Origin of the sequence: Cyanobacterium stanieri LEGE 03274, from assembly GCF_015207825.1 — a bacterium.
In the GTDB taxonomy this organism is placed as follows: Bacteria; Cyanobacteriota; Cyanobacteriia; order Cyanobacteriales; family Cyanobacteriaceae; genus Cyanobacterium; species Cyanobacterium stanieri_B.
In genome coordinates this window covers 1-24,289 of sequence record NZ_JADEWC010000026.1, presented here as the reverse complement: position 1 = coordinate 24,289, position 24,289 = coordinate 1, and the positions used below count along the sequence as shown (strand labels likewise).

The window sequence follows — 24,289 nt, the reverse complement described above, 5'->3', positions numbered from 1 at the left end:
CTAACTTAACATTTCTTTAATTTTTGAAAATGTCTATTTTAGAAGTAGATAAAATAAATCTCCATCCCAATCCACTAAACCCGCTTGGGCTTTAGGAATATCTCCTGTACCAAAGAAAATATCTACCCTCCCAGCGCCCCTAATGGCACTTCCTGTATCTTGATCTAGTACATAAAGACTGGTTACAGGGGTGATCATCCGCCCATCTGGGTTCAGTTGGGGAATACGGGTATGAATGAGGGCTAATGCCCCGGGAGGCATAATAGATTTATCGGTAGCGATGGATCTTTCATCGGTAACGGGTACATTTAAACTACCCATGGGGGGTTGTCCTCCTGTTTCATTGAAAAAGATAAAACGATTGTTTCGGGGTAAATAGATACTCAATTCATCGGGATTATTTTCTAAATATTGCATCAATCGGGGTAAACTCATCTCTTCGGCAGGTACTTTGCCATCATTAATTAATTCTCTTCCCAAGCTGACGTAGGGATAATCCGTTGCACCATTAAAGCCGATAGTCATGGTTTGTCCATTGGTTAACCTTAGTTTTGCTGAACCTTGTACCTGTACTAAATAGGCTTCGAGGCGATCGCCCAGCCACACCAACTCATTACCCTGTATGATACTATCAGTACCCTGTCCGTCAACCCCTTCTAATTGCGCCCTCGTGGGATGAGGCCTATTCCAACTATCAAAATTATTCGGTCTGCGGTAGAGAGGATAACGAAACTCATCAGTCCTTTGACGACTGGCACGATATACTGGTTGAAAATAACCCGTAAAGTGTACCGTACCTTCTCCATCATGACCCACAGAACGATAAAAACGAAACTCCCTTTCGATAGCTTCTTGCAGTTGTGCAGAAGAATGGGAAGTGGCCAACAACTCACGAAAACGCCGTAAGGAAGCCATTACTCGCTCACGGGTAAACCCCGGCACAGAATAATTTTCATAGGCTTTTCTCGCACTCTCCGTATTCATGTATCGTAAACTATGGTCAATAGCCCGAATTAACCTTTGTCTATCTCGGCTCAAAATTTGAGTGTCTAATACTTCCATTGGTAAACTTTCTACGGGCTTTAATGGAATGTTTTGAGCAAATGAAGAAGGGATAAAAAATAATCCTAAACCGATATTTATTAAACTAACTTTTGACAAATTAAATATCAATTTGCTTAAATTAAGACTATAAACAATTCTTTTTTGATTTTTTTCTTTTTTATTTATATTATTAAAAAACATTTTGTATCATGACTAAAGTAGCTATTTTTGGTATGGGTTTAATGGGATTACCAATGACCCAAAAACTGGCAAAAGCGAATATACCTGTTATGGGTTACAATCGTTCTGCTGAAAAATTAGAACCCTTAAAAGAAGAAAAAGTTCCTGTCACAACTAATCCCCAAAAAGCTATTGACTTCGGTGATTGTTTGATTTTGATGTTGTCAGATTTTTCCGCCATTAAAGAGGTTATTTTATCCTCTAATGTTTCTTTTGCCCAAAAAACAGTCATTCAAATGGCTACCATTGCCCCCGATGAGAGTAAGCAGTTATTCAAAGAAATCGAAGCAAGGGGGGGAGAATACTTGGAAGCACCCGTTTTGGGTAGCATTCCCCAAGTTAAGCAGGGAGAATTATTATTAATGGTGGGAGCAACACCGCAACAGTTTGAACAATGGCAACCTTTATTTAAAAATTATAGTCCTCAACCCACTCTAATTGGAGAAGTAGGGAAAGCGGCTGCCTTGAAATTGGCTTTAAATCAAATGATTGCAGGGTTAACTAGCACTTTTGCCCTTAGTTTGAGCTTTTTACAACAACAAGGGGTATCTATTGATATTTTTATGGATATTTTGCGTGATAGTGCTTTGTATGCACCTACTTTTGATAAAAAGTTAACAAGAATGGTTGAGGGTAATTATGATAATCCTAATTTTCCCACTAAACATTTATTAAAAGATATTAATTTATTTTTGGATGCTACAGAGGATAAAAGTATTAATAATATTGCCCTTAAGGCTATTCAATCGGTGGTGCAAAATGCCATGGAAAAGGGTTTTCAAAATGGAGATTATTCGGCATTAGTTGAGGGAATAAAGGGTTAATATTAAGTATTTTCAAGTTTGATTTAGAAAATATATTATCACTCCCCTTGCAATGAATTATATAAAATTCGAATAATTCGTTATTAATAGATTCTATTTTCCTACCCTCACCGTGTAATGAATTACACGGCTAATAGTTTGTCGTTCAATGAATTGAACTAATATGAAATATAAAAAAGAGCTCTATAAATATAATTAGGCTGGAATTTTATTTTAGAGACTTTATTTGTTGCAAATATTTAAGTATTTCATATAAGATATATTTAGTTCGGGAATTTACCATAAAGTATCATTTCTATAAATTCTTTAACCCAACACCTGATACCAAATCCGAGTTAGAAAATATCTCATCCCTCGCCTTGCAATGAATTACAAGGCTAACAACTTATCGTTCAATAAGTTGAACTAAAGTATATTTTGGTTGACGGATTTAGTATGATACCTTGATAAAACTATAAATTTTATCCCGAAATCAAGTTAGTTAATTACCCTAATTAAACAGATGATTTTGATAAATATTCTCGGAGATATTCTTCTTTAATCATTTGAATTGTCTTAGATAAATTGGTTATATATTGTTCTTGATTAAGGTCTATTTTTTGTTTTACAAATTGAATTTGGTTTTGTTTTATGGTGTAATTAATTCCTAAATAGATAATGGTTTTTAATGCTTGGTTTAAGGTGCGATCGCCCATAGAAACTTTTCGTTTAAATAGTGTTATATCAATGGGTGTTTGATGGTTAATTAAATATTTAATAATCCCTAAAAAGTTAGTCCATATTTCCTGATAATAATTTTCGTCAAAGGGTTCGTGTTCCTTTTTTTTATTACTTGTTTTTAAAACAATATTATTTCTAGCAGTGGAAGATTTATTAGTATAATAATTTAGCTCAGAATTAGTAACAGGTTTAATATCTATTATTCTCGGCTCATACTTACCTTCTTCTGAATCAGAGTTTTTTCTTTTGTGTTTGTTAAAATCAAACTCAATTATAATATCATAGGTCTTATTCTCTTGAATATCATTAGAACCATGACCCCACCAACTTCCTTCAATTCCTTTATCTTGAGTAGTAATATCACATAAATTAAAATATGTTACTAAATAGCTAATATTTTTATTATTTTTGGCGGTATAACTTTTATGAAAAACATTACTAAACCAACAATTTTTGATCAATAATTTAGGAGCAGAATTACCCATGCCACAGGGTTCAAGTAACTTCAATTCCCTAAATAATTTTTTGGTTAATTGAGCAACAGTAACAGTTAAATCTATCTCAAGGATAGGTTGCAATTTAGTTATATCTAATTGTTGTTTCAACTTTTGATTAATACCGTCTCGAAATAGAGGTAAATTTTCCAAAGGTAAAGCCAAACCAGCGGCAAAAGGATGCCCCCCAAAACCCGATAAAAGATGTTGTTGGGATAACACTAAATCATATAAATTAATACCGCTCACTGAACGAGCCGAACCCCGTGCTAAATTAGAATCATTGGTTATCATGGTGCTAAGGAGAATAGTAGGGCGCCCATATTCCTGACTGATGCTACTAGCCACCAATCCTAATACCCCCGTTTCCCATTGATTATCTTCCAAAACAATGACAGCGGTGGTAGATAAATCTAAATCATCTACCTTCTTACGGGCTTGTTTTAATACTGTTTGTTGTAATTCCTTGCGGTTAAGATTAGCTTCCTCTGTTTGTTTAGCGAGGGTTTCAGCTTCCTTACTATCTTTGGTGGTTAATAATTTGACGCAAAAACTAGCATCCCCGTGGATACGACTGACTGCATTGATACGGGGGGCGATACCAAAAGAAATGTCCATGGGGCGATCGCCATTAGCCTTGCATAACTCTAGTAACTTTTGAATGCCACAACGCTTGGTTTTTGGTAATTTTTTAATGCCCTCTTGGGCAAGATAACGACAATCTCCCTTTAACTCCACCAAATCCGCTATTAAACCAATGGCAACCAAATCCAGTAAATCTTCCACTGGTGCGGTAGGAATATGGGGAAAAGTCTCATATAAAGCCTCCATTAACTTATAAGCCACCGCAACCCCCGAAAGATGATAGAGAGGATGGAAATCAGCAAAATAACGGGGATTAATAATAGATACTACCCTGGGGCGATCGTTTGGTAAAGTATGATGATCAGTGACAATTATATCTATGCCCAATTCTTTAGCATAATCAATCTCCCTTAAATTAGTGCTTCCCGTGTCACAAGTGACAATTAAACCGACTCCCCCTTGATGTAACTTATCAATTCCAGCACAATTTAAACCATGAGACTCCTTAAAACGATTAGGGATATAATAACTTAACTGTATATCCTGCACAAAAAACTGTCCTAACCCTTCCCATAACACAGAAGTGGAAGTAATACCATCCGCATCAAAATCACCCCAAATACATACCTTTTCACCCTTTTCCCATGCCTGACTAAGACGATTAACAGCCCACTTCATTTCCTGCCCAAAATCAAAAGCCGACGTAGGTTGATAGTTGCGACTATCTAAAAAAGTGCGTAACTGTTTTTCTTCCCTAATACCTCGATGCCAGAGAATTTGAGAAACTAACTCCCCCTTAGAGGGAATATCTTTTGTGTATTCCTGAATAATGTCTTGAAACCATTTTGGAATATCGTAGATAGGGGAAATTTTCCATTGATTAATCATAGCGACTCAACCAAAAAATTGATAATTAACAATAATTGATAAAAAAAGTTTGTTAATCTGATTCAGGATAAGATGAAAGTATTATTTTTCCACACCCTAAAACTTGATTAATGTTTCCTGTTGCCTATTTCCTGCCTTTACCAGAAAATGTTATCTCAAACAAAGGTTGTGTTATATCAAGTCCCCTTGATCACTTACAAATCAACAATATCAATATCTTAGTTCAATTTATTGAACGAATTACCGTTAGCCTTGTAATTCATTACACGGTGAGGTTATCAAGACACAATCTATCTATCACTAATTTAGCGAACTTAATATTAGTTGAGGAGAGAGATATTTAGGACAATTTTCCATTAAACAATTATTTTAATTTAATACAAAAGGTGGGCATTGCCCACCCCAGAAAAAACTACAATAAACCTTTTGCCCTAGCACTTAAAGCATCAGCCGTTAAACCATTAAACGCCATCAACTCTCCAGCGCTGGCGGTGGTTTCTCCCCGTTTCCAAGCAAAGGTATCCCGTTTAACATTACTGCGTAACATGATAGGCTCTAACATTCCGCTAGTACCACCCGTTACACCAATTAAAGCATCACCTCCAAAGAGAGCCTCAAAACCAGCATCATCAAGGAAATTACCATCCTTAGCGGTACAGGTTTCCCATGCCACATCCGTAGGACGATATAAGCGACGGGGATTGATTACAGAAACGATACGCACCCCGATTCCTTCGGCTTCTAAGGCTTTAGCCGCTTCAAACACAGGAATTAAGGTCATATCACCGATAACCGCAAAAACAACCTTTTTACTTCCCTCAGATTCATGGAGAATTACCCCGCCTTTTTCCAAGGCTTCTTTTGTTTGATCAAAGGTGGTGAGAATGGGTAAAGGAGACTTACTAACAGTGATGGTAATGCCCTTATTTTTGGTATTTAACGCCCATTCATAGCAGGCTTGGGTACTGTTGGCATCACAGGGAAAGAGGGGAAATACATTGCCGTTACGCATCATTCCTGCGAAGTAATTTTCCACCTCGGGGCGTTGGTGTGTCCAACCGTTGCGCCCTTGTTCCAATGCTCCTGCGGTAAAGAGGGTAATGGTGGAGGGGGTTTCCCTTCTTAATTCCGCCATGGCTTGGGTAACGGTTTGCCAGATGGGTAAGCCGTTGATGGCAAAAGATTCGTATGAACACCAAAGGCTACGCGCTCCAAATAAAGCCTGTCCTACTGCTAAACCTGCACAGGCATCCTCACTCAAAGGCTCATAAACCTGCCCTTGGGGTTGTTGGAAGTAGGTTTCGTCGGTGGTGGGGTGGAGGATTTTTAAACCGATGTTGATGTTATTAATACCCGAAGCGGCGTTACCGTCGGCGTTGGTAACGATAAAATTAGGATCTTGTTTACCCACATGGACAACTAATTCACCCATGGCGGTGGTTGCTACTTTTTTATCTCCACCCACAGGATATTCAGTGAGGGGTAATGTGCCTAAGTCGGGGAGGGGTAATTCTTTCTCGGTAACTGCCACTTCAACGTTAGGGCCTCCATTGGCACGGGAGAAGTTACTGCGCACTAATTCCCAAGCCTCTTTGGATAAGGCTCTTTCTTGGAGGGCGGAGGCGATATAATCTTTATCTAGGCTATCTCCAGGGTAAAGGTTATGGGATTTTGAACCAGTTTTGTGGACTCCAGCGCCCTTTAGCTGTTTGACGATGAGGACAGTTAGTTTACCACCGAGGGAGGATTTGGCGGCTTTGTCGGTGGCTTCTAAAACGGCTTGGGTAAATTCGAGCCTTTTAGCAAAAGAAAATTTGGTACTATCTACATATTCCCCTGGTTGGTTGCTGTCATCGTAGTCTTTGGCGTTGACGAGGATGACTTCTTGGAAGCCGTTGCCTTGCCAATAGGCGATCATTTCTTGGTTGGTTTTGGTGGATACCATACTATGATGCTCTTGGGAATATCCATTCCATACGAGAATGGGTAAAAAGTTGGTGGCTTGGGGATAAGCGGTGTTGAAGTGTCCAAAGCTACTCATGATATAAGGTTCTCCTAATCCGCCATCACCGATGGTAACAGGGAAAAGAGTGCCGGGGTGGAGTTTTGCCCCTGCCATGGCGAAGTGTTGGCCTTGTCCGAGGGGGCCTGCGGGGTTGAGGAGTCCGGGGATTTGTCCTGAAAGGTGTCCAAGAAGTCCGTGCATTTCCCTAAATCGGTTGCCCATGTCTTCTACGGTGTAGATACCCATTTTTTCAAGGGATTGGTCAAGAAAAACGGTGCTGTAAAACCCAGGGGCGTGGTGTCCTACTTCGGTAATAATGTTTTTATGTCCTAACATGACCAAGGCTGCGATCGCATCGGCGATACTGGCAAAACCCCCCGGATGTCCTGATTGTTTGGTGGCGGTGATGTGTAGGGTTAGGTAACGTAAGGCATCAGCGGCGAGGAGGGTTTGATATACTGCTTTTTTGTCGGTGGCAGAGGCGATGGCGGTTTGATCCTGTGCGATCGCACTTTGTGTGCCATATTCAGCAAAATGGGGTAAGTCTTCTTTAAAGTACTGTATTCCTTGATAGAACGGGGAATTTGTCATGATTTCCGTTGATCCCTCTTAATTAATGCAATTGATTATTAGCTCAATTTTATCAAGTAATGGCGTTAGGTGAACTGTATATGATTTGTTGTTTGGGTTGAGCAATGGGCAATGGACAATGGGCAACAGGCAATAGGCAATAGGCAATAGGCAATGGTGGTATTATTTTTAATAATCAATGGTTTTGGTCATAAAAATATATGGCATTGCTTAATTATGCTATGAAATCTAGTTGAATTACACTAAAAACTAAGACTTCTCAATATTATAACCGTTTCCCTTTTCCCCGTTCCCTTTTCCCCGTTCCCTGTTCCCTTTTTAATGTATTAACCAACACATCTACAATAATAGAAGCGAAGATTTAGTGATAAATTGGACTTTAACCAAAAAAAAGTCATATTCAATGATCTTTTGAGTACCAATAATTGGTAAATTAACCTAAATATTGATATTAAGCACAAATAGTAAGATGAAAGCATTAGTAATAGGCGGAGACGGTTACTGTGGATGGGCAACAGCCCTACACCTCTCCAATAAAGGATATGAAGTAGCAATTCTCGATAGTTTAGCCCGTCGTCACTGGGATGACAAATTGGGTTCACAAACCCTAACCCCCATCGCCCCTATCCAGAAACGTATTCAACGTTGGTATGAGTTAACGGGCAAAAAAATTGAATTATTTATCGGTGATATTACCAATTATGATTTTTTGATCAAGGCTTTTCGTAAATTTGAACCCGAATCAGTGGTACATTTTGGGGAACAACGCAGCGCACCCTATTCTATGATTGATAGAGAACACGCTGTATTTACCCAAGTTAATAACGTAGTAGGTACTCTTAATATTCTTTATGCTATCAAAGAAGAATTTCCCGATACCCATCTCGTCAAACTAGGTACTATGGGCGAATATGGTACTCCTAATATTGATATTGAAGAAGGTTATATCGAAATTGAACATAATGGCCGTAAGGATTTATTACCCTATCCTAAACAACCAGGTAGTTTCTACCATTTAAGTAAAGTACATGATAGCCACAATATCCACTTTGCTTGTAAAGTATGGGGTATTCGTGCCACTGATTTAAACCAAGGTATCGTTTATGGTGTCTTGACTGAAGAAACTGGCATGGATGAAATGTTGGTTAACCGTCTTGATTATGATGGTGTATTTGGTACGGCTTTAAACCGTTTCTGTATTCAAGCCGCATTAGGACATCCTTTAACCGTATATGGTACAGGTGGACAAACCCGCGCTTTATTGGATATTCGGGACACTGTAAGATGTATGGAACTGGCGATCGCCAATCCTGCTGATGCTGGACAGTTTAGAGTATTTAACCAATTTACCGAACAATTCAGTATCAATGACTTAGCTTCCATGGTACAAAAAGCAGGACAAACCATCGGCTTAAAAGTGGAAGTGAATAACATTGAAAACCCCCGCGTAGAAATTGAGGAACATTACTTCAACGCTAAAAACACCAAATTATTAGATCTTGGTTTACAACCTCACTATCTCTCTGATTCTCTCCTCGATTCTTTACTTAACTTTGCGACTAAGTACAAAGATAGAGCTAATTTAGAACAAATCTTACCCAAAGTATCATGGCGCAGATAATCAGATTTTAAGCTCATTTATCTAATTTAGGGGTTGAATAATCTTCAGCCCTTATTTTTTTTAGAAAATAAAAAATCTTCCCTCTCCACACAGAAGAAAGAAGACACAATAATACTAATTCCTTTTAATTACTTAAACCCAAAAGACTAAGTTTCAGAAGGAGATTGCTGATTAAGCAAAGGCGAAAAATATGCCACCAACGCCCCCAAAATAAAACCAATTACATTACGAAATAAAGGTAACCATTCCGTAGTACGAGTTACCACAGGGCCCATACCAAAAGCAATAAATAAAATTCCCCACAAAGGAGAAATAATTAAAACCCACTGCCAAGCAAAAACCTGTCCTTCCTTACGGGGTAAAGCAGCCAAACCAAAAATAACACCCCCCACCACAGAAGTAATTAATGTTAAAATCCATTGTTCTTGAGGTAACCCAGGTACAACCAAACAACCACCATCCTTTAAGCAAGTTTCCACCGTATCCATAGCCGTCACAATGGAATTATTTTCCCCATTTTCACGAACATAATACATATTACCAAAGCGAGTTTGCAATTCAATCCAAAAAGTACGAGGTAACAAAGGATAAACATCATCCCCCACACTAAAAGCCAACAAATTACCCCCCCTGCCATCGGCCACTAATAAAATACTCTGTTCATCCAAATTCCAAAACTTAATTACCGCCCTACCCGGAGATTGATCATATTGAGTTAATACCCTTAACTTCCATCCCGTCTCCTGCTCAAATTTATCAAACTCTTCGATTAAATATTGTTCCTGCAAATCTGGCAAGTAATTTGCTAAATCTACCACGGGGGTAACTTCACTAGGTAGCAATTCAGGATTGTTAACGGCTTGGGCTGGTTGAGGATTAAATAACCACGTTGTTAATGTTAATAAGCAAATGGTTAAAGATACGAATATTTTATTAAGAAGACGACTGTGCATAGTTTCTAACGAAAGATTACTTTTTGATAAGGGTTTTTAAGGTTTGTTACAAATATTAACTTTTATTTTAACTTACCTTCGGGAAGGAAAAACAAAATTAGCTAAAAAAATAAAAAAGAAAATAGATTAAAAACAATTTTTCTTAGTTTACAAGCCATCAAAAAGGTTCATTTTCAGGTAAACTTCAAACAGTCTATTTCAATCTACCACCTTGGAAAAACAAACTAAATCCATCTACTGGCAACTAATTCCCTATATTCGCCCCCAGTTGAAAACTATCATGGGAGCATTATTTTGCACCATCGGATTTACAATTTTTTGGCCTATTTTGGCTTGGTTAGCAGGGGAAATGGCGGGTTTTATTGGACAAGGGGATTTAAATTCTATTGTTTCTTTAGCTGGATTATCGGCAATTATATTTTTTATTCGAGGGGTGGTGCAGTATGGGCAAGATACTCTCATGGCAAAGGCGGCCTTATATATAGCTCTCGATTTACGTAAATTAGTTTATGGACATTTACAAAAATTAAGTCTCAGTTATTTTGAGTCAGCGAAAACGGGAGATTTATCCTATCGTCTCACTGAAGATGTGGACAAAATAGGAGAAGTTGTTAATAAGATATTTCAGCAATTTTTACCTAGTATTCTGCAATTAATTGCGGTTTTAGGGTACATGATTTACGTTAATTGGCAGTTAACTATTTCTACTTTAATTGTTGCTCCTTTAATGGCTTTATTGATAGGTGCTTTTGGTTCAAGGTTATTGGATTTGACGAGAAAAAGTCAAAATCGTATTTCTAATTTATCAGCATTAATTACCGAGGTTTTTGGTGGCATTAGATTAGTACAGGCTTTTGCGGCAGAAGAATATGAAATAAATCGTTTTGGTATTGAAGCAGAAAATAATCGAAAAAGTAAGTTTGCAGCGGAAAGAATTAAGGCTCTGCAATTTGTGGTAGTGGGTTTTTTGGAGGCGATGAGTGTCATTTTGTTATTCTTCCTTGGGGGTTGGCAAATTTCTCAGGGTAATATGACGGGTACTGATTTTGTGAGCTACATTGCAGCGGTGGCTTTGTTAATTGATCCTATTTCTATTACTACGAATAATTATAATGAGTTTAAGCAGGGGGAGGCTTCTGTGGAGCGTATTTTTGAGTTGTTAAATTTGCAACCTTTAGTAGTAGAAAAAGAAGATTCTGTCATTCTTGAAAAGGCGACGGGGTTGGTGGAATATCGTAATGTTAGTTTTACTTATAATGATGATAAATTGGTTTTAAATAATATTAATTTGTCCGTTAAAAAAGGAGAAACGATCGCCCTTGTGGGTACTTCTGGAGCTGGTAAGAGTACCATGGTAAATTTGTTACCTCGCTTTTATGATGTAACGGAAGGAGAAATTTTAATTGATGGTATTAATATCAAAGATTTCAGCATTAAAAGTCTTAGAAAACAAATTGGAATTGTACCCCAAGAAACTAATTTATTTTCTGGTACTATTGCCGATAATATTGCTTTTGGTCAAACTAATTTTGATATAGAATTAGTAGAAAGAGCGGCGATAATTGCCAATGCAGATCGTTTTGTCCGGGACTTAACCCAAGGTTATTATAGTTATGTGGGAGAAAGGGGCATTAGCCTATCGGGAGGACAAAGACAGCGCATTGCGATCGCCCGAGCCATGTTTTTAGATCCCCCCATTCTCATTCTCGATGAAGCCACCTCTGCCCTAGACTCGGAATCCGAAGCCCTTGTACAAGAAGCCTTAGAAAGAATTATGCAAGAGCGCACCGTGTTTGTTATTGCCCACCGTCTAGCCACCGTCAGAAGAGCAGATCGCATCTTAGTATTAGATAAAGGTAAAATTATCGAATCAGGTAATCACGAGCAATTATTGGAACAAAATGGACGATATGCCCGTTTTCACGCCCAGCAGTTTTATGAAGACTAATAACCTCGCAATGGATTACGAGGCAATCTTGTCGGGGAATATCCCTTAAGCCAGAGAAACAAGGGCTAACTGTTGCATCTTTTTAAAAATATTGAGAAAACCATTAGCACGGGAAGGAGTTAAACTCGCTTGTAGTCCAGTTTCTTCGATAAAATCAGGCTCAATGGAGATAATTTCTTGGGGGGTTAAACCATTCAAAGACTCAATCAAGAAAGCAACTAATCCTTTTACCAATTGAGCGTCAGAATCTCCTTGATAAAAAATTTGACCATCTGTGACCTTAGAGATAATATAAACTTGAGATACACAACCAGAAACCTTATTTTCTGCGGTTTTATCATTATCTGGTAATGGTTCTAACTTTTTGGCATACCATAGCAACTGTTCATATTTTTGTTTAGGATTTTCCCTGCGTTTGAACTTTTGGACGATTTTATCTAATTTTTCAGGTCTTGTGGTAGAGTTTGAAGCCATTTTATCGAATTGTAAATATGGAGAACATTTAACTATACTTTCTAGTCTAGGATAGAAGACAGGAAAAAAAAAGACGAACTAAAATGAATCACAAAATTTTTCTATTTGCTTCTGGGGGTAATAAGAGTAATTTTTCAACCTTACGGGCTTTTTCAATGTTACTCTTATGGGCTTATTTTTTTGCCCCGATGGCCGTTGCCCAAAGTTTGAATAGGGAAATCACTGGCAATATGGGCGGAAGTGTGAATAGTGGTGATTGTGGATATATTAGAGAAAATCCTCACCATGTGATTAATTTGAGGGAACAAAATTTTTCCCTACATCTTCAGGTTGAAGCTAGTCAGGGTAAGCCCACTTTATTAATTGTTGGGCCAGATAGGGGCGATCGCACCTGTATTTTAGGGGATACCGCCACAGGAAAACTACCCCACATGGGAGGAGTATGGGCGCCGGGGCAATATTCAATTTATGTAGGAGAGTCGGGGGGAAATCAATATCCCTTTACCCTAAGAGTAGTTAACCGTTGATAAAACCTGTATTTACTCAAACTCTCCAACATCTAAAATTTTAGGCATCACTGATTTTGAGCATGAACCATTATTGAATTACAGTAAATGTATAGTATTAAAACTATTATTACTATTCCCTATTGCCTATTGCCAAACAAAACTAAAAATTGTACCTTAATTCACCAACGCCAAATTTTAATTTTGCTCCATTCTCTCCCCATAATTAAGAAGGTTTTCAATGGTAACAAGGCGATTTTGCCATGATTCCACCTGCAGGGGTTGTATGTTGCCATGTTCCCTTGTGTAGTTAGAAAATTGCCCCTTAAAACGTTGTAAGCTATTTTTAGCTTGTCGCAGGTTGCTTTGGCTCGGATTTTCTGCCAATTTTGCTAAGGCTTGATTGAGGTTATCCGCATTAGTTGCCCAGTTTTCTAAGTATCCAGAGGCGATCGCCATTTGACCATTAAGCAAAACAAAATTCCACTCTTGCACGAGGGCTTGATAACGTTGGGAGGCAACCTTAAAAGGCTGACGGTGGGGTAAAAATTGAGGAATCATCGTATCTCCTCCCTGAGTCTTTTGGAAAATAGTTTCTAAATTAGAATCCAAATTTTCCGCCGCAAATAAAGCAAAACCAGAGGTTGGTAAATTACGCAATAATTGAACTTGATCAAGAGCCTCGGTATCGGGAACATTAAGTAAACGAATTCCAGGAATAATTAAACTAGAGCTATTATTTAAACTCGGATCATTCAAAGACTCTAAACGACTCTCAAAACTTCCCGTATCAAGCGCATAGGTCATTAAAACCATCATATCCACCGATTGATTACGAATCCATTCCTCCCAGTTTTGTTGTAAAACATTTAAACGCCCTTGTCTATCCATGGGAAATACCGCCGCCGAAATAGTTACATCAGGATCGATAGCTTTTAGACGACGGGAGGATTCTTGGACAAAACTATCCACTTGACGAATGCGAAAACCTAACCATTGGGACCATAATGGAGAACTAGGGGTCAAGGTTTGCGGATCTACCCCATAGGCATTTTGAAAAGCACGACGACTAACTTGGGTATAACCGAAATTTTGTCGGGTAGTACCATCTTGGAACGGATAACGAATATAGTCATATTGAATGCCATCCACATCATAGTTAGTGACAATTTCTTCTAAAAGTCGATGTAAATATTCCTTGGCTTGGGGGTTAGCCGGATCAATAAATGCCTTTTTAAATCCGGGGGTGCGGTTAAATGCTTGTCCATCCTTGTCTTTTAGTACCCAACTAGGATTACGACTCAACACAGGCCCTAAGTAATTATCAGGTAAATTGAGAAGGCGATTATGTCCTTCATTAGCCCCTGCAAAAATCCAAGCCCAGGCATGTAACTCCATATCCCTTTCGTGGGCGAGTTCAATGGCTGCTTGAAGGGGATCCCATCCCCTCGTCATGGGGTTTTGTTCGGGAGCTACTCGGCTGGGGTAGATGGGGTAACTGGCGTTGACGGTTTCAAAAAAGATCGTATTAATTCCCGCTTGGGCAAAACGATCAAATAATGGTTCTAAATCTGCTTTAGATTTAGCTTTGACGATAGTACCTCGATCTAGCCAAATACCTCTAACTTCTGATTGGGCGAAGTGGCGATCGACAGGGTAGTTATCCCAAAGACGACGTCTAGCGTCTAACCAGTTTTGTCGGGCGTTGTTGAAGTCTTGACTGGCTAACTCGGGAAAGTTTTGAATAATTTGTTGGGCATGGTTGATGGCGTTGTGGGCGAAAATATTGCTATGGATTAAACTTCTCTGTTTATTTGTACCTTGGCTTAGTTGTTGGACTACTTGAGCCATGGAGGTTTTATAGATTTCCTGTTGGGAGTCGGCTTTGATGAGGGTATTTTGCACTCGGTGAACTAACTGTTGTAGTTCTTTGATCATTCGGTCTTGGGGTTGAGACCGGGTAGCTGAAAATAGGTTGTTTTGCGCTACTTGATTGCTGGGGGGGGTTTGTTGAGAGTTCTGGTTTGGGGGGTTAAAAGGTTGTCTGGGGGATTGCTCACAGGGCAACACTTCTCCTAAGGCAAAGGGAGGAACACTATTTACCCCATAACCGTTGAGGATATTGGTTAACCATGCTACGTCAAATTCACTATTACTAATGTTATCTACACCCCAACGCCATCCCAAAAAAGTGGAATGATTGTTGCTAATGACGGCGGGGGGATTACCATCCATGGACCAAGAGGCTTTGGTTTGATTATCTGAGTTGGTGGGGACAATTACTCCCCCGATGAGACTATTGGAGGCTAGGATATTTTTATTATTTTCGGGATTGTTTAACACCAAAGAAGAAGCCTGAGAGATAGGGTAAGCCCAATAAGCGCCAAATACTTCTCTTAAGGTTTGTTTGACTTCCCCGGAGGATGATTCCCCCGTAGGCCCTGAGGCGATCACTTTTCCGCCGTTATTTACCCATGATTTTAAGGCACTGGCTTGGGCGTTGTTGATGTTATTAACGTTGGGTAAGAATAAAACATCTAATGATTGTAAGTCTTGTGGACTTTGCCATTGTCTGGTGTCTAGGACACAGTAATTGATAGAAGAATCGTTTAATCGAGAACTGATTTGCTCCCATTGTGTAATGTTTTCTCTACTTAACACTACTCCTAGTTTTACTTGAGAAGATTGAGCCATGGTGGCAGGGGCGTATAATATACCGCCGAGGAGTATCATTAACCCCATTTTGGGAGAGCAAAATATTTTGTTCAGTTTTAACATCTTCTTCTTTTGTGTAATCCAAATTAATTATGCAAATTATCAGAAATATTAACCATAATCGCTCAAATATCATAGCAATTGATGATCTTATGTTGCATTTTAAGGTTAGGGGCGATCGCCCTGTGTCACGGGATCAAATTTGTCAACAACAATTAAACTTACCTTAATCTTGATCATTTAAACTCAATATAGTATGCTATTAAGTCTGTTGACATATACTCGCAATAATCTAACTTTTACTTACGGTAAAAGACAATTGTAGAGAGTAACAAATATAATAGCAGAACGTAAAACCAAAAAGGTGTGAGGAACTTTTTATCATCATGTTAAAAAATCTAAAAAAATACAACATTTCAGCTTCCACCGTAATGGCTATGACATTACTAACTGGAACTGCCGTTGAATCCGTTAAAGCTAACGAAATTAACAACACAGACTTTACCCTAGAACAAATCAGCAACTATTCTTCTGATACTAACACTCAAGGTCAAGTCACCTCCGTTAACCAACTTAGCGATGTTTCCCCCACAGACTGGGCCTATGAAGCCTTAAGAAGTTTAGTTGAACGTTACGGATGTATCGTCGGTTATCCCGATCGCACCTTCCGTGGCAACAGAGCTTTAAGCCGTTATGAATTCGCCGCTGGTTTAAATGCTTGTATGCAATCCATCGAAAGATTAATCGGCACTGGTGGTGTTAGCGATGAAGACATTGCCGCCCTCAGAAGGTTAATTGCTGAATTTGAAACCGAACTAGCGGCCCTAGGTGCTAGAGTTGACAACCTCGAAGGCAGAGTCGCTTTCCTCGAAGACAATCAATTCTCCACCACCACCAAATTAAACGGTGAAGTCCTTTTCGGTTTAGTGGCTCAAAATGATGACGTTGGCGGACAAGTAACCTTCAGTAACCGTGTTCGTTTATCCCTTGATACTAGCTTCACTGGTAGAGACAGATTAAGAACTCGTCTAGCAGCTGGAAACGTTCCAGCTCTTCAAAACCTCAGCGGTTCTGATATGACTCGTCTTAACTTCGCCCAAAACACTCCGGATAATAACGTAGTGGTAGATAAACTTTTCTATCGTACCCCCATCGGCGACAGAGCTACTTTCTTTATCGGTACAGACTTTGAAACCGATGATGTTCACGAACCTTACAGCCCTTTCACTGATAGTAGTGGTAGTGGTTCTTTAGCCCGTGGCACTCGTTACAACCCCTTAATCTTCCGTCAAAATTCAGGTGGCGGTTTAGGTTTGGTTTATGAATTTAGTGATCAGTTTGAAATCAGCGCTTCCTATCTTGCTGGTAATGCGGCCGATCCTAGCGATGGTAATGGCTTATTTGATGGAGATTTCAGCGCGGTGGTTCAACTTGGCTTTAATCCTTCCGATAGCTTCGGTTTAGGTTTAGCTTACGCCCGTAGCTATTTCTCTGATAGCCCTAACATTGTGGGTAGCACTGGTAGTCCTTTCACCAGAAGACCTTTTGGCAGTGTTCCTACTTCTACTGATAATTTTGGTCTTCAAACCAGTTGGAGAGTTAGCCCCAATATCAACGTAGCTGGTTGGGTTGGTTTTGGTAATGCTGATGCCCAAGATGGAAGTGGTGCTGATGCTGATGTATTTACCTGGAATGCTAATATTTCCTTCATTGATGCTTTAAAAGAAGGCGCCGTATTTACCGTTGCTGGTGGTCAACCTCCTAAGGTAACTGGTGGAACTTTTGGTTCTGAAAGAGATACTTCTTTCATCTTGGAAGGTCAATATAAATATCCCATTAGCCGTAATGTTTCTATCACCCCTGGTGTTTATGCTATCTTCAATCCTAACCATGACGATCGCAATGGTACTGAGGTTGTGGGTGTTGTTCGTACCAGATTTACTTTCTAATTAATTCTGATTTTTGATGACATTTCCCCTAGTCTTTGATGGCTGGGGGTTTTTTTTACATAGGGAACAGGGAATGGGGAACAGGCAACGATGATAGTATTTTAATATCTCAATTATTGATTACTCATTATCATGGGTTTGGCTTTATGATTTTGATAGTAAAAATATTGAAATTTTATAGTAATTGTGACTAAAAAAACGACCTGGAGCGATCGCTTTGAAACCTCTTTAAATCCTATCATTGCTGAATTTAATGCTAGTATAGGTTTTGATATTGAATTAATTGAATACGACTTAACGGGATCTGTGGCCCATGCCAAAATGTTGGCAAAAACAGGAATTATCACCCCCGAGGAAGGGGAAACCCTGGTAAAAGGATTAGAGCAAATTAGGCAGGAATATGGGGCAGGGAATTTTAACCCGGGGGTAGAAGAAGAAGATGTCCATTTTGCCGTGGAAAGAAGATTAACGGAAATTGTCGGTGCGGTGGGTAAAAAGTTGCATACGGGGCGATCGCGCAATGACCAAGTCGGTACGGACATTCGTTTGTATTTACGGGATCAAATTCAACAAATTCAAGGATTGCTCAGAAACTGGCAACTAGCCTTGTTAAACCATGCCGAAAATCATGTGGAAACCCTTATCCCTGGTTATACTCACCTACAACGGGCGCAACCTATTAGCCTCGCCCATCACCTCATGGCATACGCTCAAATGGCCCAGAGAGACTGGCAAAGATTAGCACAAATTTACGATCGCACCAATATATCTCCCCTCGGTTGCGGTGCGCTCGCTGGTACTACTTTCCCCATTGATCGCCATTACAGTGCGGAATTATTGGGCTTTAACTCTATTTACGAAAATAGCCTTGATGGGGTGAGTGACAGGGATTTTGCCATCGAATTTTTGAGCGCCTCTAGCTTGATTATGGTACACTTAAGCCGTATCAGTGAGGAGATGATTCTATGGGCATCCCAAGAATTTAGTTTTATCACCCTCAAGGATAATTGTTCTACGGGTTCTAGTATTATGCCCCAAAAGAAAAATCCCGATATTCCTGAATTGGTGCGCGGCAAAACAGGTCGTGTTTTTGGACATCTACAGGCTTTGTTAACCATCATGAAGGGTTTACCCCTTGCCTATAACAAGGATTTACAGGAAGACAAGGAGGGCATTTTTGATACGGTGAAAACCGTTAAGGGTAGCCTAGAAGCTATGACCATTTTGTTATCTGAGGGGTTGGAATTTCGTACTAGCAGACTAGAGGAGGCGGTTAATGAGGACTTTTCTAATGCGACGGATGTGGCGGATTATTTGGCTTCTAAAGGAGTGCCTTTCCGTGAGGCTTATAATTTGGTGGGTAAGGTGGTTAAAACTTCCCTCAAGGCTGGTAAGTTACTCAGGGATTTAACCCTCTCAGAGTGGCAAGAGTTGCATCCTGCCTTTGAAAATGATATTTATGAGGCGATCGCCCCTAAACAGGTGGTAAAAGCCCGTAATAGCTATGGGGGGACAGGTTTTGAGCAGGTCTATGGGGCGATCGATAATCTGAAAACCCTAATTCAAGCTGAGAATAGGGAATAGTGTTATTATGGTCTGATTTTCAAAGTATCAAAAAATCATAAAAATAACCTGAGTTCGGGATAACATTTTTTAGTTAAGGCAGGGAATAGGGAATAGGCAATAGTAAGGTGAATATTTTTCACTATTTCTGGCTATTATTTAACAATTTTAAAACCGTTGTAAAGTTTTTATCGTCAAGCATGATAGTAAACTAGACTAATAATAATTATCCCGAATTGAGGTTAAAAATATTATTTATAATTCAGATTAAACTACCCTAATTATTGAACAGTTTATAAGTTTAGTGAAAGGGTAGTTTTTTTCTGATAAAAAAGATCGAAAAGTCGGAGCAAAAAAAATAATTAACGAAGATATTAAAACAACTAACTTTAGTTCAATTTATTGAACGTTAATTATGAGCCGTGTAATAAATTATACAGTGGGTGATAGTAAACTTTACTAATCGGATTTGGTATAAAAAAGGAGATATAAAAGTGAAAATAGTATCCTTATTTTCAGGAGCTGGAGGATTAGATAAAGGTTTTGAAAAAGCAGATTTTTCTACTATTTGGGCCAATGAATATGACAAAGATATTTGGCAAACTTTTAGAAATAATTTTCCTAATACTTATTTAGATCAACGCTCCATAACCAAAATTCCTTCCGATGAAATCCCCGATTGTGATGGTATTATCGGCGGGCCTCCCTGTCAAAGTTGGAGCGAAGCAGGGGCATTAAGAGGTATTGAAGATAAAAGAGGTCAACTATTTTTTGAATTCATTAGAATTTTAGGAGATAAAAAACCATTATTCTTTTTAGCAGAAAATGTGTCGGGAATGTTAGCTAAAAGACATCATCAAGCCCTATATGATATTCAAAAGTTGTTTATGGATACTGGTTATATTCTCTCTTTTTCCCTTTTAAATGCAGTGGATTATGGCGTACCGCAAGACCGTAAAAGAGTCTTTTTTGTTGGTATTAGAAATGATTTAAATTTTGAGTTTGAATTTCCCAAAAAAATTGATAAATCAAAAGTGCTAAAAGACGCTATTTGGGATTTAAAAAATAGTGCTATCCCTGCAGTTAACAAAACCTATACCAATGGTGATAAATGTTTAATTGCTAATCATGAATATTTAGCAGGAGGATTTTCCAGCATTTATATGTCTCGTAATAGGGTAAGAAGTTGGGATGAGCCTTCTTTTACTATTCAGGCTGGGGGAAGACATGCACCAATTCACCCCCAAGCCCCCAAAATGCCCTTAGTGGATAAAGATAAACGCATTTTTGCCTCTGGTTATGAACATCTTTATCGTCGTTTGAGTGTTAGGGAATGTGCGAGGATTCAAACTTTTGATGATGATCATATTTTTTATTATGATAACGTCAACGCAGGTTATAAAATGGTGGGAAATGCCGTACCTTGTCAGTTGGCTTTTCATTTAGCAACGGCCATTAAAAAGCAAATACATAATCCCATTGATAAATATCAAGAAAGAGTTAGGTTGCATCCCCAAAAACAACTAAGTTTATTTTAAAATAATTCGATTTCAACACATATAGTCAATCAATATTGGAATGAAAAGCTATCGAATGGCACAATCTTTATGCGGTAAGACTTTTAGAAAAGCAAACTGTCTAAAACATAAATCCACTGTGCGGGGCAAACAAAATCATCAATTAACATCAAGACTCTATTTTTCCAGCGCACCTTAAGTATTACCATTCAAAAGTGTATTTAATCCAAATCCCCTTCCATGACTAATTCTGTAGCTTTACGGGTAGATTCCTTAAATTCTTTGACACTGACTTGATTAAGAAGCAGAATCGCCCCCAATGCCACCAAGGCTTCGCAAAAAAAGACACTACTATAAGCTAACCAAAGATTTGAGCCAAATATTAACTTACCAATATCTAAAACCCAACCCCCGAGGGCGATCGCAATGCCCCGAGCCATAGCCTGAGATAAACCCCACGCCCCCACAAAAGTTCCTGCGGTTTCGGCTACAGTTAAATCTAACATTAAACTTAAAGAACCAATGGTTGTCACCCCAGCGGCAATGCCAAATAAAATCATTGTACCCTTGAGAATCCCTTCATTTTGGGTTAAACCTGAAAAAATAATTAATAGAAAACAGATAGCCACCAACAAACAACCAATTCTAGCAGTGTTTTGTTTGCCAATACGAGGCACTACCAAAAAACCAGTAGCACTATAACCCAATAAAATTCCTACCCCCCAAAAAGAATTAAGCAGGGTGGTTTCACCAATGCCCATACCAAATACATCCCCCCCATAGGGTTCTAAAACTGACTCTTGCATAAATAGGCTAGTAGTTACCATCATCAGAAAAAAGAAAAAGATACCCGTTTGACGAGAAGAAGTTAACACCCTTAAAGCCTCCCGTAATCCGATATTTTGCTCCCTTGCTTCGTTACTGGTGCGCAGATGAAAACGAGAATATTTTTTTTCAATATTCCAAGTGCCGATTAAAGCGAGAATTACCACCACCCCAGAAACAATTAGAAACAGCATATTAATGGGATTTTGTAAATCAGCCACGGAAATTAAAGGATTTTCCTCCATCTCTCCTACGGCTAAATTACCCAAAAAAATATTGCCTGTGATACCACCAATGACGATACCCACCATTAACATTGACCAAATGGTTGCGACAATTTTAGAACGACTTTCTTCCTCAGAAATATCTACTAATAAAGCGGTAAAAGGGGTAGAACTTGCCCCCAAGGCAATACCATGGAGGATGAACATAATACCTAACCCCACAGATGTTCCAATGGTGGTGGGATTCCACTGCCAACCATTATTAGCCTCTATATTTGTTCCTAATATCCATACCAATTGTACGGCAATTAAAATTGTTATCCCTGCCATGACGATTCCTGTGCGGATGTAACCTGTGCGATGGAAGCCAAATAGTTTTTTACCATCGGAAAGTTGTCCTAACCACACCCTGATGGGGGCGACAAGTTGCGACAGGGCAAGAGTTCCGGCGGCTATACTAGCGGGGATAGCTAGTTCTGTAATCATGACTCTGTTTAACACGGCGAGGGTTAAGACTGCCATTAAACCGACTCCAAGATTGAATAAGCCTAGACGAAGGATGGTAAAAATTTTGAGGGGTGGTGGTGAGGTGACACCGTCATCGATGTTAATGTTTTGATAGTTATTGGTGGTCATTTTGGAAAGGGTTATTTTTTATTTATTATTTTTTGACCGTTAAAATCTATTATTTTCCTCTGGTGTGATTTTTCCTTGGTCTTTGAATCGAATGTTATTAATTGAACTAAAGTTAAGGAGAGTTGTTAAATCAACTTAGGGAAAATGATATTTTGATGGTCTTTTGGAGTTTAAAAATGGTTAATTTTAAAGTAAATCTAATAACTAATATAATGTAACAGATCTTGATTTTCATAGGTACATGACTATATCTCGTTATTTTGTGTTGTTGGTTTTTACTTTGTTTATATCTAGTTGTAGTGGTAATCAAAGCCTTGAATCTAGGTTTTCTCCTGATGCTAGTTTGACGGAGGAGGAAGAAATTAATAATAATGATGAACCACAGGGGCAAGATATGGTTATGGAGGAGGAGTTGGAGTTACCTGAGAATTTTCCTGAAGATGTTCCTGTATATGAGGGGGCAAGGTTGATAAGGGTTGAGAATAATAGCTTTATATGGACTTCTGCTGATCCGATTAATTTAATTGTTGATTCCTATGAGCAGGGTTTATTGGGGTTTGATTGGCAGGTGGAAAGGGTGGAAAATGATTCGTTGGTGGCGACGAAGGAGAATGATGGGGGTGAGGTTAGTATAACCATGGGTTTTGAGGTTGTGGGGGATGAAACGGAGTTTAGTTTGGTGGATAGTCGTTTATCTGAAAATACGACTACCCCTGAGGGGGAAGGTGATGATTCTGGGCAGGATTCTAGCCCCACGGTGGGGGCTTCTGAGTCTTTACAACAGTTGGTACAGGTAGGAGTAATTGATGGGGCTAATGAGTCCCTTAATGGGGGGGAGGTGATTAGTCGTCGTGATTATGCCCGTTGGTTGGTGAAGGCTAATAATGTGATTTTTAGTGGTGATAGTGGTAAGTTAATTCGTTTGGCTGAAGGTAATGATGGGGCTGTTTTTAATGATGTGCCAACGGGTGATCCTGATTTTCCTTATATTCAGGGGTTGGCTAATGCTGGGTTAATTCCTTCTTCTTTGACTAATGATCCGAGTGCGATCGCCTTTAACCCTGATCAACCTTTAACCAGAGAGTCTTTAATCGCTTGGAAAGTCCCTTTTGATTTTCGCCAGAGTTTCCCCACTACTACCCTCGATAATATCCGAGAAACTTGGGGTTTTCAAGATGCAAACCAGATGAGTCCTGAGTTATGGCAAAAACTTTATATTGATTGGCAAAATGGGGATAATGCTAATGTGCGTCGTGTTTTTGGCTTTACTAAACTTTTTCAGCCTCAAAAAACTGTCTCTAAGTCTGAGGCGGCCACCACTCTCCATCGTTTTGGTTATCAGGGGGATGTTCGTTCGTTGGATGAACTGTAATTGTTTATCATGTAGGAGATAGTTTGTCATTTTATGTTTATGAATCGTTTTTTGAAAATAGTTATAGTTTTATTCCTCGCCATTGGTTTTATTCTTGGTAGTGCCACCCCTGCCTATGCCCAAGAGATGGTGAATTTAACCTATGCGGATTTGGATGATCAAGATTTTTCTAATCAAGAGTTAGTGGGGGCGGTGTTTGCTGCTTCTAGCATGAGACGGGTATCTATGCGCAATTCTGATTTGACTAATGCTATGATGACCGAAAGTGTTTTGTTGGATGCTGACCTACATGGGGTTAATTTTTCTGGGGCTTTGATTGATCGAGTTACTTTTGATTTTTCTGATCTGAGTGATGCTATTCTCATAGGGGCGATCGCCACTAGAACTAGATTCTATGATACCAATATCACGGGCGCTGATTTTACCGATGCGGTGATAGATCGTTATCAGGTTTCTTTGATGTGTGAAAGGGCAGACGGGGTTAACCCTGTGACGGGCATATCTACCCGAGATAGTCTTGGTTGTAGGGATTAAGGTGATGGGGGGTAGGGGTGATGGGGAGATGAGGAGATGGGGTGTTGTTTGATCATTGTTT

Annotated in this window: 18 protein-coding genes; 11 read left to right on the top strand and 7 right to left on the bottom strand. The window is 39.1% G+C overall.

Annotated elements, in window-relative coordinates:
* Positions 1-33: 33 nt before the first annotated feature.
* Positions 34-1,245, bottom strand: coding sequence for a murein transglycosylase A (mltA, locus tag IQ215_RS11120; RefSeq protein WP_193801385.1), 1,212 nt, complete (start codon positions 1,243-1,245; stop codon positions 34-36).
* 8 nt (positions 1,246-1,253) lie between these two features.
* Here mltA and IQ215_RS11115 point away from each other — a divergent pair, with 8 nt between their 5' ends.
* Positions 1,254-2,108 (top strand): NAD(P)-dependent oxidoreductase, encoded by an 855-nt coding sequence (locus tag IQ215_RS11115; protein WP_193801384.1) that lies wholly within the window; start codon positions 1,254-1,256, stop codon positions 2,106-2,108.
* A 494-nt stretch (positions 2,109-2,602) separates the two neighbouring features.
* On the opposite strand, the gene recJ is transcribed toward IQ215_RS11115, so the two are convergent.
* Both recJ and IQ215_RS11105 read right to left on the bottom strand, forming a co-directional pair.
* A complete protein-coding gene (recJ, locus tag IQ215_RS11110; RefSeq protein ID WP_206688578.1) occupies positions 2,603-4,795 on the bottom strand; it encodes a single-stranded-DNA-specific exonuclease RecJ in 2,193 nt (730 codons plus the stop codon).
* A 412-nt stretch (positions 4,796-5,207) separates the two neighbouring features.
* The gene (locus tag IQ215_RS11105) at positions 5,208-7,391 is read right to left on the bottom strand and encodes a phosphoketolase (protein WP_193801383.1); all 2,184 of its coding nucleotides are present in this window, start codon (positions 7,389-7,391) and stop codon (positions 5,208-5,210) included.
* Positions 7,392-7,860: 469 nt separating this feature from the next.
* Between IQ215_RS11105 and IQ215_RS11100 the strand changes: the two genes are divergently transcribed.
* Positions 7,861-9,012, top strand: a complete 1,152-nt coding sequence (locus tag IQ215_RS11100) for an NAD-dependent epimerase/dehydratase family protein (RefSeq protein WP_193801382.1) — start codon at positions 7,861-7,863, stop codon at positions 9,010-9,012.
* Between the two features lie 146 nt (positions 9,013-9,158).
* On the opposite strand, the gene IQ215_RS11095 is transcribed toward IQ215_RS11100, so the two are convergent.
* A complete protein-coding gene (locus IQ215_RS11095; RefSeq protein ID WP_193801381.1) occupies positions 9,159-9,965 on the bottom strand; it encodes a TPM domain-containing protein in 807 nt (268 codons plus the stop codon).
* Between the two features lie 280 nt (positions 9,966-10,245).
* On the opposite strand from IQ215_RS11095, the gene IQ215_RS11090 reads away from it, so the two are divergent.
* Positions 10,246-11,913, top strand: coding sequence for an ABC transporter ATP-binding protein (locus tag IQ215_RS11090; protein WP_241735310.1), 1,668 nt, complete (start codon positions 10,246-10,248; stop codon positions 11,911-11,913).
* A 45-nt stretch (positions 11,914-11,958) separates the two neighbouring features.
* On the opposite strand, the gene IQ215_RS11085 is transcribed toward IQ215_RS11090, so the two are convergent.
* Positions 11,959-12,387, bottom strand: a complete 429-nt coding sequence (locus IQ215_RS11085) for a SufE family protein (protein WP_193801379.1) — start codon at positions 12,385-12,387, stop codon at positions 11,959-11,961.
* 83 nt (positions 12,388-12,470) lie between these two features.
* Between IQ215_RS11085 and IQ215_RS11080 the strand changes: the two genes are divergently transcribed.
* Positions 12,471-12,914, top strand: a complete 444-nt coding sequence (locus tag IQ215_RS11080; RefSeq protein ID WP_193801378.1) for a hypothetical protein — start codon at positions 12,471-12,473, stop codon at positions 12,912-12,914.
* 177 nt (positions 12,915-13,091) lie between these two features.
* Here IQ215_RS11080 and IQ215_RS11075 read toward each other — a convergent pair whose 3' ends face one another.
* Positions 13,092-15,671, bottom strand: coding sequence for a family 10 glycosylhydrolase (locus IQ215_RS11075; RefSeq protein ID WP_193801377.1), 2,580 nt, complete (start codon positions 15,669-15,671; stop codon positions 13,092-13,094).
* Between the two features lie 29 nt (positions 15,672-15,700).
* On the opposite strand from IQ215_RS11075, the gene IQ215_RS11070 reads away from it, so the two are divergent.
* The 5 genes from IQ215_RS11070 to IQ215_RS14495 all read left to right on the top strand — a co-directional run bounded on the left by IQ215_RS11070 (position 15,701) and on the right by IQ215_RS14495 (position 20,836).
* Positions 15,701-15,838: a hypothetical protein gene (locus tag IQ215_RS11070; protein ID WP_193801376.1), complete on the top strand. Its 138-nt coding sequence runs from the start codon at positions 15,701-15,703 to the stop codon at positions 15,836-15,838.
* A 156-nt stretch (positions 15,839-15,994) separates the two neighbouring features.
* Positions 15,995-17,557: an iron uptake porin gene (locus IQ215_RS11065; protein ID WP_241735308.1), complete on the top strand. Its 1,563-nt coding sequence runs from the start codon at positions 15,995-15,997 to the stop codon at positions 17,555-17,557.
* 186 nt (positions 17,558-17,743) lie between these two features.
* On the top strand, positions 17,744-19,141 hold the full coding sequence (gene argH, locus IQ215_RS11060; RefSeq protein ID WP_193801375.1) for an argininosuccinate lyase: 1,398 nt from the start codon (positions 17,744-17,746) through the stop codon (positions 19,139-19,141).
* A gap of 473 nt (positions 19,142-19,614) precedes the next feature.
* On the top strand, positions 19,615-20,658 hold the full coding sequence (locus IQ215_RS11055) for a DNA (cytosine-5-)-methyltransferase (RefSeq protein WP_193801374.1): 1,044 nt from the start codon (positions 19,615-19,617) through the stop codon (positions 20,656-20,658).
* 55 nt (positions 20,659-20,713) lie between these two features.
* Positions 20,714-20,836: a hypothetical protein gene (locus IQ215_RS14495; protein WP_277815529.1), complete on the top strand. Its 123-nt coding sequence runs from the start codon at positions 20,714-20,716 to the stop codon at positions 20,834-20,836.
* 22 nt (positions 20,837-20,858) lie between these two features.
* Here the strand turns inward: IQ215_RS14495 and IQ215_RS11045 are convergent, their stop codons facing one another.
* Entirely contained in the window at positions 20,859-22,322 is a 1,464-nt protein-coding gene (locus IQ215_RS11045; RefSeq protein ID WP_193801372.1) for a BCD family MFS transporter, read from the bottom strand.
* Between the two features lie 241 nt (positions 22,323-22,563).
* Between IQ215_RS11045 and IQ215_RS11040 the strand changes: the two genes are divergently transcribed.
* Complete coding sequence (locus IQ215_RS11040; protein WP_193801371.1) at positions 22,564-23,694, top strand: S-layer homology domain-containing protein; 1,131 nt, start codon at positions 22,564-22,566, stop codon at positions 23,692-23,694.
* A gap of 39 nt (positions 23,695-23,733) precedes the next feature.
* Entirely contained in the window at positions 23,734-24,228 is a 495-nt protein-coding gene (locus tag IQ215_RS11035; protein ID WP_193801370.1) for a pentapeptide repeat-containing protein, read from the top strand.
* The last annotated feature ends 61 nt before the right edge of the window (positions 24,229-24,289 follow it).

Excerpts from the sequence above, each read along its gene's own strand:
- mltA (WP_193801385.1), bottom strand. The coding sequence starts at position 1,245 with ATGTTTTTTAATAATATAAATAAAAAAGAAAAAAATCAAAAAAGAATT.
- IQ215_RS11115 (WP_193801384.1), top strand. The coding sequence starts at position 1,254 with ATGACTAAAGTAGCTATTTTTGGTATGGGTTTAATGGGATTACCAATG.
- recJ (WP_206688578.1), bottom strand. The coding sequence starts at position 4,795 with ATGATTAATCAATGGAAAATTTCCCCTATCTACGATATTCCAAAATGG.
- IQ215_RS11105 (WP_193801383.1), bottom strand. The coding sequence starts at position 7,391 with ATGACAAATTCCCCGTTCTATCAAGGAATACAGTACTTTAAAGAAGAC.
- IQ215_RS11100 (WP_193801382.1), top strand. The coding sequence starts at position 7,861 with ATGAAAGCATTAGTAATAGGCGGAGACGGTTACTGTGGATGGGCAACA.
- IQ215_RS11095 (WP_193801381.1), bottom strand. The coding sequence starts at position 9,965 with ATGCACAGTCGTCTTCTTAATAAAATATTCGTATCTTTAACCATTTGC.
- IQ215_RS11090 (WP_241735310.1), top strand. The coding sequence starts at position 10,246 with ATGGGAGCATTATTTTGCACCATCGGATTTACAATTTTTTGGCCTATT.
- IQ215_RS11085 (WP_193801379.1), bottom strand. The coding sequence starts at position 12,387 with ATGGCTTCAAACTCTACCACAAGACCTGAAAAATTAGATAAAATCGTC.
- IQ215_RS11080 (WP_193801378.1), top strand. The coding sequence starts at position 12,471 with ATGAATCACAAAATTTTTCTATTTGCTTCTGGGGGTAATAAGAGTAAT.
- IQ215_RS11075 (WP_193801377.1), bottom strand. The coding sequence starts at position 15,671 with ATGTTAAAACTGAACAAAATATTTTGCTCTCCCAAAATGGGGTTAATG.
- IQ215_RS11070 (WP_193801376.1), top strand. The coding sequence starts at position 15,701 with ATGCAAATTATCAGAAATATTAACCATAATCGCTCAAATATCATAGCA.
- IQ215_RS11065 (WP_241735308.1), top strand. The coding sequence starts at position 15,995 with ATGTTAAAAAATCTAAAAAAATACAACATTTCAGCTTCCACCGTAATG.
- IQ215_RS14495 (WP_277815529.1), top strand. The coding sequence starts at position 20,714 with ATGGCACAATCTTTATGCGGTAAGACTTTTAGAAAAGCAAACTGTCTA.
- IQ215_RS11045 (WP_193801372.1), bottom strand. The coding sequence starts at position 22,322 with ATGACCACCAATAACTATCAAAACATTAACATCGATGACGGTGTCACC.
- IQ215_RS11040 (WP_193801371.1), top strand. The coding sequence starts at position 22,564 with ATGACTATATCTCGTTATTTTGTGTTGTTGGTTTTTACTTTGTTTATA.
- IQ215_RS11035 (WP_193801370.1), top strand. The coding sequence starts at position 23,734 with ATGAATCGTTTTTTGAAAATAGTTATAGTTTTATTCCTCGCCATTGGT.